Genomic DNA, 16678 nt, shown 5'->3' with positions numbered 1-16678 from the left:
AGATTGTTTTTAATTAAGATTAAAATAGAGAATTACTATCAAGACTCTCAAAATAGGTGTCAATTTCGAGATCGGGAGAACTTGCTGCTGCTACTGCTAATTTGTCGCAGAGCTCATTTTCAAAATGTCCTGCGTGTCCTTTTACCCAGTGCATTTTAGGAGTGTGTTTATGGTAGAGTTCCACAAATTTTTTCCACAGATCCGGATTTTTTACATTTTTCCAGCCTCTTTTAATCCATCCGGCAATCCAGTTTTGGTTAATGGCATCAGAGACATACTTACTGTCAGTATACACATGAATCTCATTTTCTGTGGATTTCAGTTTTTCTAATGCCGTGATCACAGCCAGAAGTTCCATTCTGTTGTTGGTGGTTTTTCGGAAACCTTTGGAAAATGTTTTCTGGTAATTTTTTTCAGGAACGCGCATGAGAATTCCATATCCGCCTTTTCCCGGATTTCCGCTGCAAGCCCCATCGGTATAAATTTCGATTCTCAAATCTGCTTTTTAAAAAATGAATTATAACAGTAAAATTAAACTGAATTTGGTTTAGACCTGAGTTTTATCTTAAAACGGGAAATCATCATCGTCATCAAAATCATTCATTGAGGAGCCGGAAAGTTTTGAGCTGTCCGGAAGGTCAAATGCTGCCCCGGGCTGAATAGTTGTTTTGATTTTGTCGAAGCCACTCGGTTCTCCAAAGTTAGAAGGGTATCCACCACCGGTACCATCCATCGCTGCTTCAATATCCCCGAATTTTGCAAAATGTTTTAAGAAAGATAGTCTTACATCTGCTGTAGCACCATTTCTGTGTTTTGCAATAATCAGTTCGGCCTGGTTTTCCGTAGAAGTTTCCTGTCCTTCCTCGTCATTATCCCAAACAGTAATTTTATAATATTCCGGTCTGAAGATGAAAGATACAATATCCGCATCCTGCTCAATGGCTCCGGATTCCCTCAGATCAGAAAGCTGAGGTCTTTTTCCGGGACGTGCTTCCACGCTTCTTGAAAGCTGGGAAAGGGCAATTACCGGAACGTTAAGTTCTTTTGCAATAGCTTTTAAGGAACGAGAAATCATGGAGATCTCCTGTTCACGGTTTCCAACTCCTTTTCCGCCGCTGCTACCCGCTGTCATCAGCTGAAGATAGTCGACCATGATAATTCTTACGCCATGCTGCATTACCAATCTTCGGCATTTTGCACGGAAATCGAATATGGAAAGGGAAGGGGTTTCGTCAATGTATAAAGGAGCGTTTTCCAATTCAGATACATTGGAGAATAATCTCTGCCATTCTTCATCATCCAAAGTTCCTTTTCTTAATTTCTCAGAAGAGATCCTTGTTTCGGAGGCAATCATTCTGGTGATCAGCTGTACAGAGGCCATCTCGAGAGAGAAAAGAGCCATAGGGACTTTGTGTCCTACTGCAATATTTCTTGCCATGGAAAGAAGGAATGCTGTTTTTCCCATCGCGGGACGAGCTGCAATAATAATAAGGTCAGAATTTTGCCACCCACCGGTTTCCTTATCCACATCCCGGAATCCTGAAGGAACACCGGAAAGACCTTCCTTATCTTTTAAAGATTTAATAGTATCAATAGCTTGCTTTACCAATGAATTGGCAGTATCAAATCCCTTCTTAATTGTTCCGTTGGTAATTTCAAAGAAGGATTGTTCTGCTTTGTCTAAAAGTTCAAAAACATCGGTTGATTCTTTGTAGGAAGAATCAATAACGTTGGCGGAAACATTAATAAGGCTTCTTAAAATATATTTTTCAAGAATAACACGCACGTGATACTCAATATGGGCAGATGAACTTACCCCCATCGTCAGGTCAATGATATAGTGGTCACCACCTGCCTGGCTTAGTTTATCTTCTTTTTTTAAATTCTGAATAATGGTCATTAAGTCTACCGGTTGGTTTCCTTCATAAAGTTTCAGGATGGTAGAAAATATGACCTGATGTCTCGGATCATAAAATACTTCTGGGGTAAGAAGGTCAATGGAATGGTCAAGACCTTTTTTGTCAATCAAAAAAGTTCCGATAACAAGTCTTTCAAAATCCACTGCATTGGGAGGCATTTTTCCATCCGCAATAGACAATTCTTTTGCAAAGTTTCCGTGTGTCAGGGATGATAATGTTTCTTTCTGCGCCATAGTGCAAAGATAGTTTATTTAAAAAATAATAAAAAAATAGTATTCAACAAATTATTAGCAGTCTTCAGTAAAATGCTATAAACAGGAGGTTGAACTTGTTGATAAAAAAAATCACCTCAGACTGAGGTGATTTTTTCAAAAAATTTTCGTAAAAACCTATTCTTTATTTTTTACCAGTACCCAACCTGAGTATTTGGTTTCTGTACTGTTTTTGTTATTTTCGTTCCATGAGATCGTGTACCAATAAGTTCCGGTTGGAATTTTCTTGCCGAAGGCTGTTCCGTCCCATGTGAAGTTTCTCATTTTGTCGGCTTCATGAAGTTTGTTTCCGTATCTGTCATACACAATGAAAATCAGGTTTTTCTTATAGGCCAGCGCAGAATAATCAATTACATCATTCACGTTATCTCCGTTCGGGGTGATAGCATTAATAAGATTTGGAACCGTAACAGTCACCTGAATTGGAGTACAGTTGTAAGTATCCTTTACATAGATTGTATTTTCACCTCTTGGAAGTCCGGTGAAGATATTAGAATCCTGCCATTTGATACCGTCTACAGAGTATTTGTAAGGAGGAACTCCGCCTGTGGCAGTTACAGTGATGTTATTATTTGATATTTCTATTCCTGAAATTACAGGCTGAAGACTTGCATGTATACGTACTTCCTGAAGTGTGAAGCATTTTCCGGTCTGAAGTTTTACCCAATATACTCCTACTGGTACATTGTTGATAGACTGTGTAGTTTCTCCAGTGCTCCATTCGTAGCTTACAAATCCAGGACCTGCATCCAAACTTGTTTTGCTTTCTGCACAGATTGTTTTGTCTTTTAATACGGCAGATTTTACAGGAGGTAATACTACAAGCTCAATTTTGGCAATAGAATAACACTGCTTGTCATTATCCACTCTTGCATATACTGTCTTGCTTTCAGAAAGATAATTGAATGGGGTTGCAATAGGGTTAGTCTGTGCTTTTGCATCTGCTACAGAAGTGTAATATTTAATAATAGTTCCTGTAGGAGTTGGAACAGGTACACCTATATCAGCTTTGGAAAGATCAAATGTAGAACGGGTAACATCATTGTCAATATAACAGTTTTGAAGTACCGCATCTTTTAATACTACTGTTGGGTAGAATAATAGTCTGATGGTTGTTGTTGCAATACATCCGAAAGTGGAAATTACTTTTGCATAGATCGTTGCTTCTGGAGAAATATAGTTAACAGGATCAGTAATTTCGTTAATGTCTGCATTCATATCAGCGGTGGTAGCATAATACTTGATGGTTGCTCCTGTTCCGCCAAAAATATTGGCAGTGGTTAAATCATATTTCGCAGTACCAGCTCCGTTATTATTACAAGAATATAGAGTAGCGGTGTTTGCTGTAATCCCAGCATTCACAAACTTGAATTTTCCGGTTATGAAACATCCGTTGATCGGATTATTCGGGTTACTCGGGTCTTGGTATACAATTCTGTAATAATATGTTGTTGTTCCGTCTACTGTTGTTACCGTAAGAGGGTTTTGTCCTGTAAGGGCGTCATTGGTTGTTTTATGATAAGTAACCTTGAAGTTAGTACTGTTACCATTAATGATAGCTGCGGAAAGTGTTGTGAAATCAAACTGTGTAGGTAATGCACAAACCATCACCTGAGCTGGATCATTAGGATTAACTCCTGGAATTCCCGGTGGGATAAATGGATAAGGAGAAAGTACAGGATCGTTAAATGCTGAGCTTAAGCTTGCTGTTCCTGACCATTCTAAAGAAAATCCATTGGTGGATCTACTGAAGTTATCAATAACCAAATAATAAGTTTGGCCTACTAATACATTCAAATAAGGGCTCCATTTACCATTGTTCATACTGGCTGTAGTACCAGGAGGGTTGGTAGGGAATACCGCAGGCGGAGCAAGAGTAAGATCCAGACCTGTATCTCCCGGAGTTCCGCTATAGTTACATCTTATTGGCTGTATAAAAACATGATCCGCATTCTGTAAAGAAGCACAACCGTTTAAGGTTGGTCCATACACCGCAAAGTCATAATCATCACTTTGATCGTTAGGTTTTATTTTAAAAGCGAGTGTACCTGGTGTAGATACAGTGAAAGTATACCAAACAGTATATCTCTCATTGGTACTAAGACATCCTCCATTCTGATTTAGGATTTCTATAATATTTCCTGGGCCTGAAGGAGTGTAAGAAATGTCAGAGTTACCACAGATAGGAATAGCTGTAACACAGTCGGATTGTGAGTAAGCCAATTGTGTTATCAGTAAAATAAAAAGAAGTAGTATTTTTTTCATTGTTAAAAGTTTTTGTTAAACCAAACTGAAATCAATAATTTTTTTTCTATAATGTGTAAAAGAAAAAGCCGCCAAAGCGGCTTCCTCTTATTATATGATGATTATTCTCTGTTTTTTACAACAATCCATCCTGAAAACTTGAAAGGAGTATTCTTCTTGTCATTTTCATTCCAGGTTACAGAATACCAATAGGTACCTGTTGGGATTTTCTTGCCGGCAATAGTTCCGTCCCATTTGTATCCGTTGGTTTTGTCTCCCTGGTGGATTTTTGTTCCGTATCTGTCAAAGATACTTAATACAAGGTTCTGTTTGTCTGCTATTGCAGAATAATCTACAACATCATTCACACCATCTCCGTTTGGAGTAATCATATTGATAAGGTTAGGAACCACTATCGTAACTTCAATAGGATCACAATCGTAAGCATCTTTTACGTATACTTTGTAAGTTCCTCTTGCAATATTAGTAAACGTATTAGAAGTCTGCCACAGAATTTTATCCATAGAATACTGGTAATCCGGTGTTCCTCCTATTACATTGATTGTTAGTGTAGTATTGGAGACGTCAACACCTGTTACCACTGGCTGCTCAGAAGGGTATATTGTTACTTTTTGAGTCGCGATACATTCTCCTGTTTTTAATTTTACCCAGTAATTTCCTACTCCAACATTCTTGATGGATTGTGTAGTAGCTCCTGTGCTCCACTCATAGCTGCTGAATCCAGGTCCGGCATCAAGAGTTGTAGTATCTTCCATACAGATAATCTTGTCTTTCAGAACACTAGATGTTACAGGAGCAATTACTGTTAAGGAAATTTTTGCAATAGTATAGCATCCGCGGGTGTCTGAAACTCTAACGTACACCAATCCGCTTGGGGCAATATAATTATTAACCGTTAATATCTCGTTTGTTGCATCTATTGCATCCGTCAATGATGGGAAATATCTTTTGGTTGTAGTTCCCGTAGGGCTTGTAACCGGTGCGTTGGCAAGATTAAATAAAGCTGTAGATGGGTTTGATTCTATGAAACAAGATCTTATTGCCGCATCTGTTGCTGTAACTAAAGGGTAGAATTTCAGTGTAATTTCAGCAGATGCCGTACATCCAAATTCGTTGATTGCTTTTACAAAAACTGAACCTTCTGCAGAAACGAAAACATAAGGATTGGTAATCTCATTGGTTCCATTGGTAAGATCATACATAGAAGGGTAATACTTTAATATATGATTAGGGGCAGCTCCCACAGTTGCTGTAGACAGATCATACGTTGCCGTTCCTGAGCCGTTATTGCTACAAGAAGTAAGGGTAGCGGGATTTAACGTAAAAGATTTATCAATGAATTTAATTTGTCCAAAATCTCTACACTGATTTAAAAAGCTGGTTGGGCTGTTCGGATCAACATAGCTGACTGCATATGTATATGTATTAGCCACATTAATATTCGTAGGGGCAGTAATAGGATTGTTGTCATCCAATGCATCCGTTGCTGAAGCATAATATTTTACAATGAAATTAGGGTTACCATTTATGATCTGTGTAGAAAATGTAGAAAAATCATAGTTTACGATTTTACCACATACAGGGATTTCTCCGTTTTGAGTAGGACCAGGCTCTAAAAACGGATGTGGCTGATAAACCTGCGCTGAGTTATTGTCAAAAGGAGTAAGAAGTTTAGCCGTTCCTCCAAAAGTTAAGGTAAATGGAGCAATTTCCGTAGAATAATTATTTAAAAGAAGATGGTATACCTGTCCAGGCAGCACATCAATATATTTTACATAACCATCACCTCCTCCGTTTTCAGTAGTATCAGTAGAAGTCATATTAAGCCCGGTAGGGTTAATGATAGTAGAATTCACACCGGCATAAGAACATCTTAATGGAGTAGCCGTTGTATTGGCACAGTTAAAATTAGGGCCATATAGAGCAAAATCATAGTCAATCCCTACTGCAGTGGGACCTGTAGGAGTTACTACAAAAGTCAATGTTCCTGCGGTCTCTATACTGAAAGTAAGCCATATAGAGTTACTTTCTCCGTTAGGACCCAGGCAGCCTACCTGGCCTTCTTTCACATTTCCCCAGCCATTGGGCGTAAGAGAAATAGCTGCATCGCTGCATATCGGGATGGCAGAAGTACAGTCTTGCTGTCCAAAAGCCACTTGAGCTAAGAAAAATAGAAAAACGAGTAGATATTTTTTCATGTTGATCATTTTAATTTTTTTATTTCCAGATTATTGGACAGTGGGTACCAATTGTTTTCCCCATGAAGGAGATTTGCTGTCTGAAGAATTTTGGTTAGAAAATTCGCCTAAAGCTTTTCGGTATAAAATGTCGGCATTGGATTTATCTCCTGATTTTTCTTTAATTTTTGCTTGAAGTACAGCTAGTCTCGGGTTATTGCTGGAGTTTGCTTCAGCTTTTGCTATACTTTGGGAGATGACGTTTTGGTCCGGCTGATTGCTTTGAGATCCGTCTATCTGTGTTTTCTGAAAATACAGTAAGCCTAATAATATGTTCATCTCCGCATTGTCTCTTTGTGCGGTCCATATTCCTGTCGCTATTTTTCTGGCTAAAGCGTTGTCGTCCAAAAGGCTGGCTGCGGGAGCTTTCTTTAGCAGAGTTTCATTTTTAAGGTATAAAGAAACAACAGCATAGTATTTGGCCTGCCATGTTTCAGTAGTTTTTGCTGCTGAAAATTTATTGAAAAGGCTGTCGTAATCATTAGCTGTCTTGGCGCTATTGAGCTGCAAGACGTTCTGTGTTAGTGCTTTGTCAGTGAAAGTTTGGGCTTCAACCCAACAGCCTACAATGAAAAAGCTTAAAGTTAGTAAAAGTTTAGTCATAGGGGGATATTTTATCAAGCAAATATAAAAAATTATTAACGTTAAATTAAAGATTTTGAGATATATTTAATGAAACTAATATATTGGTTTTTAATATTGTATTTTATTTTTTGGTTCAATTATATGGAGATCGTAAAGATATTGGTGATTTAGCTGAATATTTATGAAGTAAATCTCTGATTAATTTTAGAAAAACAGGTATAAAAGAAAAATCAGAATAGAAAGTGATCTATTCTGATTTTAAGTATTTCGAATTACGGTTTTCCCCGTAATGAATTTGAAATGAGTTGATAAATAATAAGTTAATATTGCATTTTTCTTAGCTTAGGATTGGTACTTCCTACAATTAAAGCCACTAAAACCGTCATGCAGCCCCCGAATACCACAGAACGTACAACACCTAATAATTTGGCCATAACTCCACTTTCAAACTGACCCATTTCATTGCTGGACATAATGAAAATTGAATTCACACTCAAAACACGTCCTCTGATGTGGTCAGGTGTTTTTAACTGTACAATGGTACCTCGTATCACTACAGAAATTCCATCAAGCATTCCGCTCATCACAAGGAACATAAAAGACAGCCAGTATAATTTAGACAACCCGAATCCTACAATGCAAAGCCCAAATCCTGTAACAACGGCAAGAAGTATTTTTCCCTGATTTTTTCGAAGCGGAACAATAGATAAAATAGTGATGATACACATGGAGCCAATGTCCGAAGCCGCGTTCAACAAACCGAAACCTTCAGCTCCTGAATTCAGAATGTCTGTCGCAAATACCGGAATCATGGCTACTGCACCCCCAAAAAGGACCGCAAACATGTCAAGGCATAAAGCTCCTAAAATTTCTTTGGTTTTGAAAATATAAGAGATTCCTTCACGCATACTTTCCACTACATTTACCGTTTCTTTTTTGTACTCAGAATGCTGTTGTTTAAGCTGCCAGAAAAATAAGGACGCCACAAATATTAAGGATAAAATAGCAACCAACGTCCATTTTACACCAATAAATCCAATAAGAACACCACCTACTGCATGCCCGCAAACCGAAGAAATAAGGAAGGTAGCCTGGTTTAGTGTAACCGCGTTGGGAAGATTTTCTTTCTTTACAATTTTAGGAATCATGGAAGGAACAATAGGGCCAATAAAAGCTCTTGCTATTCCCGTAAAAAAAATAACTCCATAAATATAGTACGTAATCTGATGTCCTGTGAAGTGCATTTCCACATCAAGGAATGCAGGAACCAACAGAAGTCCGATCAGAAAAATATAGGCATAATTACAGATCAGAAGTAATCTCTTCTTTTCATTCATATCAATAACGTGTCCCGCATACAGTGCACAGCTTACCGCAGGAATTACTTCAGAAAGTCCGATAAGGCCTATGGAAAAAGGATCTTTTGTTAATTGATATACCCACCAGCCTAATAACGTGGCAAGCATTCTGAAAGCTAAAACAATAAAAAATCTCCCGGTGAGAAGATTTCTGAACTCGACATTTTGTAATGTCTGTAACGGGGTAAAGGAAATCATGAACAAAAATAGCCCTAAAAATTTATTTAGGGCTATCTATATGACAATTTTTGAAAGATATATTAAATATATCTCAAAAGATAAAATCTATTTTAGTCGGCTCTTGAAGAACTCAATACAATGGCAGCTACACCCGCAGCACCAATAATAGTAGCTCCGGCTGCAATTCTTGCTTTTCTTCTGTCTTTTACAGCAGCTACGTTAGATTTAGGAATAATTACTTCTGTACTGTCTTTCTTACCCGCTGTACCTACAAGGTTCTCGCCAACGACGTTTCTGAACAGGATGGTCTGTTTTGGAGAGCCATCTCTCATAGTTACTTTATATATTTTCCCGGCTTCAAGATTAGAGTAGTTGTTTTTTGAAATATCTTCGCTGTATTTTGTAGTAGCACAAGATGTAATAACAAATAAAGATGTTAGTAAAGACGATTTCAACAGTACAGATGCTTTCATTATTTTCTTTTAGTTTTTCAAATTTATAATTTTTTTCGAATATACGTTTTTGGAATTGAAAAAATATGATTAATTTTTGTAAATTTCTAAGAGATCTGCAATGTTTCTGTCGTTAGCCAATCTCGGAGTCTTGTTTTGACCACCCAGTTTTCCCTGAGATTTGGCATATTCATGGAAAGCATTCTTTTTAAGTCTGGTAATATGCAGTTTCTGTAAAATATTTCCCGAAATCAAATCATCATAATAAGTATTCCTTGCTCTGAGCTGCTGATCCAGCTCATCTCTGAACAACTCCAGGTTTTCTGGTTCTTTCTCAAATTCAATCAGCCATTCGTGATAAGGAAGTCCATCTTCCGGATTTACCTGTGGAGCAAGATGAAATTCTGTAATCTGGGCAGGGTATTTTTCAAGAGTGGCTTTCATGGCTTCTTCCACTTCAAATGCAATTACATGTTCCCCGAAAGCAGAAGTGAAATGTTTTGTTCTGCCACTTACCAACACTCTGTATGGCGCTTTGCTGATGAATCTTACCACATCTCCTATAGAATAAGCCCACAATCCGGAATTAGTGGTCAGGATCAGAGCATAGTCTTTATTAAGCTCAATTTCTTTTAATGTTAATCTTTTTGCATTGGGTTTACCGTAGTCTTCTAATGGAATAAACTCATAGAAAATTCCGTGATTGGTTAAAAGGAGTAATCCTTCCTTTGTATAATCATCCTGAAAAGCAAAAAAGCCTTCAGAAGCCGGAAATGTCTGAATAATATCCACTTTTCCGCCCAGTAAATCTTCCATTTTATCACGATAAGGTTCATAATTAACCCCTCCGGTCACGATAAGCTGTAGATTGGGGAAAAGCTTTTTGATTTTTTTACCATGTTTTTCCGTCAGCTTCTCAAAGTACATAATCAGCCATGGTGGAATTCCAGAAATTAGAGTCATGTTTTCACGCTCTGTTTCCTCAATAATCTTGTCTACTTTGGTTTCCCAGTCTTCCATAATATTGGTTTCCCAGCTAGGTAAACGGTTTTTCTGCAGATAATTTGGGATGTGATGCGCTACAATACCGGACAATCTTCCTGTTTTTATTCCAAATACTTCTTCCAGTTCCGGGCTGCCCTGCAGGAAAATCATTTTTCCGTTTACGAAATCAGCGTTATTCTTTTTGCTGATGTAGTGAAATAGAGCACTTTGAGCCCCTGCAATCTGAAAAGGCATTCCTTCTTTAGAAATAGGAATGTATTTAGATCCGGAAGTGGTTCCTGAGGTTTTGGCAAAATATTCCGGAGTTTCTGTCCATAAAATATTGGCTTGACCTTTTTTTATCCTTTCAATATAAGGCTTCAGATCTTCATAATCGGCTACAGGAACTCTGTCCTGAAATTCTTTTACAGAATGGATGTTTTCAAAATCATGTTCCCGCCCAAAAAGTGTCTTTTGAGCCGTGTTCACTAGAGAAAGTAATAAATCCTCCTGATTTTTCTCTGCATTTTTTTTGAAATCCTCTGCCTTTTGAACATGTTTCTTTGCCCAGATAAGCGCCGCATTTTTCTTGAAGAAGTTTAACATGGGTCAAATTTATAAATAAGTAAAGAATCTGGAATCATTTTTACGAAGCTTCACATAAAAAAAACCGATAGAATGCATCCCATCGGCTTTTTCGAAATTTGATTATGAAAATAACAACTATATGTTAATGTTGTACTTATTTGTTCTCCTTGTATCTTTTATCAGGAGTGCCATCTTTTTTCAGATGCTTATTGTCTTTATATCTTTTATCAGGAGTACCATCTTTTTTCATTTTGGCAGCTGGCTGTGCAGGTTTCGCTGCTTTCGCATCCATTGCCGGCTTTGCAGCTTTTACTTCTGCAGGCTTAGCCGCCTTTACGGTAGTTTTTACAGGGTGGTGAGGCTGAGCACTCGTAGCGGGAGCAGTCTGCTGAGCAGTTGCAAGTCCTAACCCAAGGATCAAAGACATTGCTGATAAGAATTTTTTCATAAGAATTATTGTTTGTTTTTATTGAATAAAGATATACAAAAAGCAGGCTAGAAAAATGAGATTTTCAAACTTAACTAAAGTTTATTACAGCTTAAAAAAAAATTAAAACACTTCATTTACAATGAAAAAGCCTGTCTTCGGAAACGGAAACAGGCTTGCATAATATATAAATAGACATGGCTAGCGCGTACAATTGGCTGTCCACGTTTTGCCATCCTTGACGTACAGGATTTTCAGAACATTATTATCAATTCTGATGTAAGAGGTTGCTGTAGAACCTATCATCACAAGAGTATGATCTCCTTCCTGATTAAATTCTATTCCGTTAAGATCCGGAATACTGTTAGAGAAAGCGAAATTGTACTTGGTACCACTGGCAATCTTCGTTACAAATACACTTCCGTTGTCTGTGCTGATGTTGGTAGAACTTCCGTCTTTATAAGAAACGCTTCCTTTATACGTTCCCGCAAAAAATTCATTGTTTACCGGATCGTCATCCTTACTGCACGACGAAAAAGATACCGCTGTAAATACCAACAGCATCATCACTCCTAAGATTTTAATTGCTTTTTTCATAATATTATTCTTAATGTTTGGTTAGGCTGGAAGTCCCAAACACTATGCCACGGGAGAATAAGTAAATTTTTTTTAACAGGTTCTTAAATAAAATTGTAAAAAATTAAGATTTATGAAGCTAAGTCATTCATTTTAAACCAGAAGTTTTTCACTCTTTCGGAGGAAGAAAAAAATATCCGTACCTTTGTAAGGCAATAAACGGTTTCGGAAAACTCCCGAAATCGCTTTTGTCGTTTACACTAATACTATTTATGCAATTAAAATCCATCAACGAAAAGTTTCTTCCAGATCTTTTGCAGAAAGAGTTTGGGAAAGAAATTTTCACCCAGTTAGAAAACAGTCCGCATATTTCTGTAAAAGGAAGTGCCGGATCCTCAGTTTCTATTTTTGTGGCAGAGCTTTTTTTAGCTCAAAAGAAAAATATCCTTTATCTGGTAGATGATAAAGAGGATGCATTGTATGCCAATACAGAGATGGAAGACCTTCTTGGAAAGGATAAAGTACTGTATTTCCCTGCAACTCATCTTGAGCCTTATCAGGTGGAAAAAACACAAAATGCCAATCTGGTTTTAAGAACAGAGGTTCTCAATAAGATCAATTCCGGGAGATCTCCGAAGGTGATTGTTGCTTATGCCGGAGCTTTGTCTGAAAAGGTTTTAAAAAAAGAAGACTTTAAAGCAATTTCACATCATATAAAAGTAGGTGATCAGCTGGATTTCGATTTTATAGATGAACTTCTTAATCATTATCATTTCCAGCAGGCTGATTTTGTTTCAGAACCGGGAGAGTTTTCAGTGAGAGGGGGAATTGTAGACGTATTTTCCTATTCTTACGAGAAACCTTATAGAATAACGTTCTTTGGTAATGAAGTAGAAAGTATTAAAACTTTTGATATCGAAACTCAGCTTTCTGTAGATAAAGTGAAAGATTTTCAGCTTGTTTCCAATATGAACTTCTCTGTCACCGGAACCAGAGTATCATTGCTGCAGCTGTTGCCCAATGAGAGTTTTGTGGTTTCTAAAAATGGAATGATTGGTATGCAGAAAATCAGGACATTCTATGAAAAGTCTCTGGAAAAATATGATACATTAAATAAGGATATTGCCCACAGAACACCGCAGGAACTTTTTATTTCAGATCAGGAGTTTTTATTTGATTATAAAAAATTTAAGACGATTGATTTTGGCGGAGCGGTCATTGAAGGAATAAAGGATATCACAGAAGTCAAAATGGATCAGGTTCCACAACCTTCTTTCCATAAAAACTTTGAGCTGCTTATTGAAGATATTGAAGAAAAACAAAATAATGGATTTGATACCTGGATTTCTTTTTCAACAGAAAAGCAGAAAGAAAGACTTGAGTCTATTTTTGAGGAACTGGAACATGAGCTGCCTTTTAAAAGTTTTAAATCTGAGCTGCATGAAGGTTTTGTAGACAACGAACATCAATTGCTTGTGTACACAGATCACCAGATTTTCGACCGTTACCAGAGATATAAAGCGAAAAACACTTTTGCAAAATCGGAACAGCTTACCCTGAAAGATCTGATGTCTTTGAAGATTGGGGATTATATTGCCCATATTGACCATGGAATCGGGAAGTTTATGGGGCTTGTAAAAGTAAATAATGATGGTAAGATTCAGGAATGTTTTAAACTGACTTATAAAAATGGAGACTTATTATATGTAAGTATTCACTCTTTGCATAAGATCTCGAAATATAACGGACCGGATGGAAGGGAGATTGTGTTGAGTAAGCTCGGTTCTCCGACCTGGAAATCATTAAAACAGAAAACCAAAGCTAAAGTAAAACAGATTGCTTTTGACCTTATTCAATTATATGCGCAGAGAAAAACAGCAAAAGGTTTTGCTTATACACCGGATTCTTATCTGCAGAATGAACTGGAGGCAAGCTTTATCTATGAAGATACTCCGGATCAGGAAAAAGCTACCATAGATGTAAAAAAAGATATGGAAGCTGATACCGTTATGGATAGGCTTGTTTGCGGTGATGTAGGTTTCGGTAAAACGGAAGTTGCGATTCGTGCGGCATTTAAAGCGGCAACAGATGGTAAGCAGGTTGCTGTATTGGTTCCTACCACTATTCTTGCTTTTCAGCATTACAGAAGTTTTAAAGAAAGATTGAAAGATTTTCCGGTCAATGTTGCTTATGTCAACAGATTCAGGACAGCTAAGCAAAAATCAGAAACATTAGATGCTTTAAAGAATGGAAAAGTAGATATTATCATTGGTACACATCAGTTGGCAAGCAGTTCGGTAAAATTTAAAGATCTTGGCTTGCTGATTATTGATGAAGAGCATAAGTTTGGCGTTTCAGTAAAGGATAAGCTGAAAACACTTAAAAATAATGTAGATACGCTTACCCTGACAGCAACACCTATTCCTAGAACATTGCAGTTTTCTTTAATGGCGGCAAGGGATTTGTCTGTTATCAAAACTCCACCACCAAACAGACAGCCTGTAGATACGCAGTTGATTGGATTCAGTGAGGAAATACTTCGTGATGCCGTTTCTTACGAGCTTCAGCGAGATGGTCAGGTTTATTTTATCAATAACAGAATTGAAAACCTGAAAGATATTGCCGGACTTATTCAGAGGCTGGTTCCGGATGCAAGAGTGATTACAGGGCATGGGCAGATGGAAGGAAAGCAACTGGAAAAGAATGTTCTGGATTTTATGGAAGGAAAATATGATGTTCTTGTTTCCACGACTATTGTAGAAAGTGGAGTAGATGTTCCGAATGCCAATACTATTTTCATTAATGATGCACAAAGATTTGGTATGGCAGATCTTCACCAGATGAGAGGAAGGGTGGGGCGTAGTAACAGAAAGGCATTCTGCTACCTGATCACTCCTCCTTATGATATGATGACTTCTGATGCAAGAAAGCGTTTGGAAGCTATTGAACAGTTTTCTGATTTGGGAAGCGGGTTCCAGATTGCAATGAAAGACCTTGAAATTCGAGGTGCGGGAGACCTTTTGGGTGCTGAACAGAGCGGATTTATCAATGAGATGGGGTTTGAAACTTATCAGAAACTGATGCAGGAAGCTTTAGAAGAGCTTAAAGATGATGCCGATTTTGAAAACCTGTTCGAAAACGAAGAGGACAGACAGAAACTTTTCAAATCTGTAAAAGATGTTAATATCGATACTGACCTTGAACTGATGCTTCCGGACTTCTATATTTCCAATACCGAAGAAAGGCTGTTGCTCTATCAGAAAATTGCAGAAATCAACAATGAAACAGATCTTCATCAGTTTGAACTTGAATTGATTGACCGTTTCGGGCCGCTGCCAAAAGAAGCAGTAAATCTGCTGAAGAGTGTCTCACTGAAATGGCTGGCCGCTGATATCGGTTTTGAGAAAATTGTGATGAAAAATGGAGTATTCTTAGGGTATTTCCCTGGAAACCCTCAGGATAAATTCTATCAGACAGACAGATTCAGACATATTATTAATTATTTAACCCGGAATCCTGCCGAAGCACAGCTCAAAGAAAAGCCCGGAAAAGAAGGTAATCAGCTGATGATGAGGAAAGAAAGAGTAAAGAATGTAGATGAGGTTAATGTGCTGCTGAAAGCAATCATTGAACATAATTAAATTTTATTTTTAGTTTTTTAAAAATGACTTTATAAAAATTATCAAAACACGTAGAAAGATTAAATTTTTTACGTGTTTTTTTGTGATTGTTATCATGTTTTTATTGGGTAATATTCCTGTTTGAGAGAATTAAGCCCTTTTTGAGGGATCTGAAATCACTTTCCAATGACTAAAAACAGCTTGTAAATCCCCGAACAGTAAGGGGTTGGAGCAATTATTTATTTTTTTAATGAAGAGAAAGTAGAGTTATGTAGTAATAATTCTACTTTTTCGTGTGATTAATTCTATGGTGTAATATGTTTATTTCTATAGGCTTATGGCTGTTTAGCTGGCTTTTTTAGGGCTTCAATACGTACCTTTGCAGTCCTTATTATGAACAAAATTATATATTGCTGCGTGGCTGGATTTCTTTCTTTCTACGCTAACGCACAGGTGGGCATCGGTACTACAAAACCGAAATCTGTTCTGGATGTGAACGGAAAAACTACCTTAAGAAAAGAACTTAGAGTGGGTGGTACTTCAACTCAGGCTGGAAGCGCAGGGTTGAATGGCCAGGTATTGGTTTCTCAGGGTGAGGGCTTGCCTCCTGTGTGGAAATCTTTGAATGTTTCCTTTATGGAAGAAGGACAGTATAAGTTGATCAATTCTTATCTGTCGTCTGATCAGTTAGGGGTAACCTCTCTGTCTAACGGGGTTGCGGGTGATAATATCTACACAAGCAAAGTGGGAGACAATGTTACTGATGCTGCAAAAGGAAAATGGAAAAAGATTGATGGCCTCATAAACACCTTTACCATCAAAAACGGAAAAAACAGAATCACCTATCAGTTCCAGACAGGAATTGAAATGAAAGCACAGTCATCTACCACTATAGAAAGTGTAAGGTTTGCCTGTGGTGTATTCAGAAATGGATTGCTGGTGGCTGTACGTCCGGATAGAATCTCTTCTAATAATAATACTGGGAAAAATGGTCTTCAGGACTACATCTTTACCCTTAATTATACCGAACAAAACGTTCCTATAGGTGTTCACAATATTGAAATTGCATGCAGAAAAATTGATACTTCAAATAGTACTTCAGAATTTGCAATCGGACGCAATGTGCAGACTTCAAGTGGAGTATCCAGTCAGTTTACTCTGGAATCTACCATGAAAGTAGATGTTATCGAATATGTAAGCTATAAAAACAACTAA

12 protein-coding genes are annotated in these 16678 nt (G+C 37.5%); 2 read left to right on the top strand and 10 right to left on the bottom strand.

Annotation, left to right across the window (positions count from 1 at the left end):
* Window positions 1-19 precede the first annotated feature (19 nt).
* The 10 genes from rnhA to CLU97_RS01735 form a co-directional block, all read right to left on the bottom strand.
* Complete coding sequence (rnhA, locus tag CLU97_RS01780) at window positions 20-496, bottom strand: ribonuclease HI (RefSeq protein WP_121486424.1); 477 nt, start codon at window positions 494-496, stop codon at window positions 20-22.
* A gap of 69 nt (window positions 497-565) precedes the next feature.
* Window positions 566-2152, bottom strand: a complete 1587-nt coding sequence (dnaB, locus tag CLU97_RS01775; RefSeq protein ID WP_121486423.1) for a replicative DNA helicase — start codon at window positions 2150-2152, stop codon at window positions 566-568.
* Between the two features lie 156 nt (window positions 2153-2308).
* Window positions 2309-4456 carry a T9SS type B sorting domain-containing protein gene (locus CLU97_RS01770; RefSeq protein WP_121486422.1) on the bottom strand — a complete coding sequence of 716 codons (2148 nt, stop codon included), beginning with the start codon at window positions 4454-4456 and terminating at the stop codon, window positions 2309-2311.
* 101 nt (window positions 4457-4557) lie between these two features.
* Entirely contained in the window at window positions 4558-6654 is a 2097-nt protein-coding gene (locus tag CLU97_RS01765) for a T9SS type B sorting domain-containing protein (protein ID WP_228437459.1), read from the bottom strand.
* Between the two features lie 30 nt (window positions 6655-6684).
* The gene (locus CLU97_RS01760) at window positions 6685-7296 is read right to left on the bottom strand and encodes a hypothetical protein (protein WP_121486420.1); all 612 of its coding nucleotides are present in this window, start codon (window positions 7294-7296) and stop codon (window positions 6685-6687) included.
* A 302-nt stretch (window positions 7297-7598) separates the two neighbouring features.
* Window positions 7599-8834, bottom strand: a complete 1236-nt coding sequence (locus CLU97_RS01755; protein WP_121486419.1) for an MFS transporter — start codon at window positions 8832-8834, stop codon at window positions 7599-7601.
* A 92-nt stretch (window positions 8835-8926) separates the two neighbouring features.
* Entirely contained in the window at window positions 8927-9289 is a 363-nt protein-coding gene (locus tag CLU97_RS01750) for a hypothetical protein (RefSeq protein WP_121486418.1), read from the bottom strand.
* A gap of 69 nt (window positions 9290-9358) precedes the next feature.
* On the bottom strand, window positions 9359-10858 hold the full coding sequence (locus CLU97_RS01745; protein WP_121486417.1) for a GH3 auxin-responsive promoter family protein: 1500 nt from the start codon (window positions 10856-10858) through the stop codon (window positions 9359-9361).
* A 136-nt stretch (window positions 10859-10994) separates the two neighbouring features.
* Window positions 10995-11288 carry a hypothetical protein gene (locus CLU97_RS01740; RefSeq protein ID WP_121486416.1) on the bottom strand — a complete coding sequence of 98 codons (294 nt, stop codon included), beginning with the start codon at window positions 11286-11288 and terminating at the stop codon, window positions 10995-10997.
* A gap of 180 nt (window positions 11289-11468) precedes the next feature.
* On the bottom strand, window positions 11469-11864 hold the full coding sequence (locus CLU97_RS01735; RefSeq protein WP_121486415.1) for a hypothetical protein: 396 nt from the start codon (window positions 11862-11864) through the stop codon (window positions 11469-11471).
* Between the two features lie 251 nt (window positions 11865-12115).
* On the opposite strand from CLU97_RS01735, the gene mfd reads away from it, so the two are divergent.
* Together mfd and CLU97_RS01725 are read left to right on the top strand one after the other, a co-directional pair.
* Window positions 12116-15484, top strand: a complete 3369-nt coding sequence (mfd, locus tag CLU97_RS01730) for a transcription-repair coupling factor (protein ID WP_121486414.1) — start codon at window positions 12116-12118, stop codon at window positions 15482-15484.
* 372 nt (window positions 15485-15856) lie between these two features.
* Window positions 15857-16678, top strand: a complete 822-nt coding sequence (locus CLU97_RS01725; RefSeq protein ID WP_121486413.1) for a hypothetical protein — start codon at window positions 15857-15859, stop codon at window positions 16676-16678.

The sequence above is a fragment of the Chryseobacterium sp. 7 genome (assembly GCF_003663845.1).
In the GTDB taxonomy this organism is placed as follows: domain Bacteria; phylum Bacteroidota; class Bacteroidia; order Flavobacteriales; family Weeksellaceae; genus Chryseobacterium.
This window is presented reverse-complemented; position numbering and strand designations above follow the sequence as displayed.

Excerpts from the sequence above, each read along its gene's own strand:
- CLU97_RS01740 (WP_121486416.1), bottom strand. The coding sequence starts at position 11,288 with ATGAAAAAATTCTTATCAGCAATGTCTTTGATCCTTGGGTTAGGACTT.
- CLU97_RS01745 (WP_121486417.1), bottom strand. The coding sequence starts at position 10,858 with ATGTTAAACTTCTTCAAGAAAAATGCGGCGCTTATCTGGGCAAAGAAA.
- mfd (WP_121486414.1), top strand. The coding sequence starts at position 12,116 with ATGCAATTAAAATCCATCAACGAAAAGTTTCTTCCAGATCTTTTGCAG.
- dnaB (WP_121486423.1), bottom strand. The coding sequence starts at position 2,152 with ATGGCGCAGAAAGAAACATTATCATCCCTGACACACGGAAACTTTGCA.
- CLU97_RS01735 (WP_121486415.1), bottom strand. The coding sequence starts at position 11,864 with ATGAAAAAAGCAATTAAAATCTTAGGAGTGATGATGCTGTTGGTATTT.
- CLU97_RS01770 (WP_121486422.1), bottom strand. The coding sequence starts at position 4,456 with ATGAAAAAAATACTACTTCTTTTTATTTTACTGATAACACAATTGGCT.
- CLU97_RS01765 (WP_228437459.1), bottom strand. The coding sequence starts at position 6,654 with ATGAAAAAATATCTACTCGTTTTTCTATTTTTCTTAGCTCAAGTGGCT.
- CLU97_RS01725 (WP_121486413.1), top strand. The coding sequence starts at position 15,857 with ATGAACAAAATTATATATTGCTGCGTGGCTGGATTTCTTTCTTTCTAC.
- CLU97_RS01760 (WP_121486420.1), bottom strand. The coding sequence starts at position 7,296 with ATGACTAAACTTTTACTAACTTTAAGCTTTTTCATTGTAGGCTGTTGG.
- CLU97_RS01750 (WP_121486418.1), bottom strand. The coding sequence starts at position 9,289 with ATGAAAGCATCTGTACTGTTGAAATCGTCTTTACTAACATCTTTATTT.
- CLU97_RS01755 (WP_121486419.1), bottom strand. The coding sequence starts at position 8,834 with ATGATTTCCTTTACCCCGTTACAGACATTACAAAATGTCGAGTTCAGA.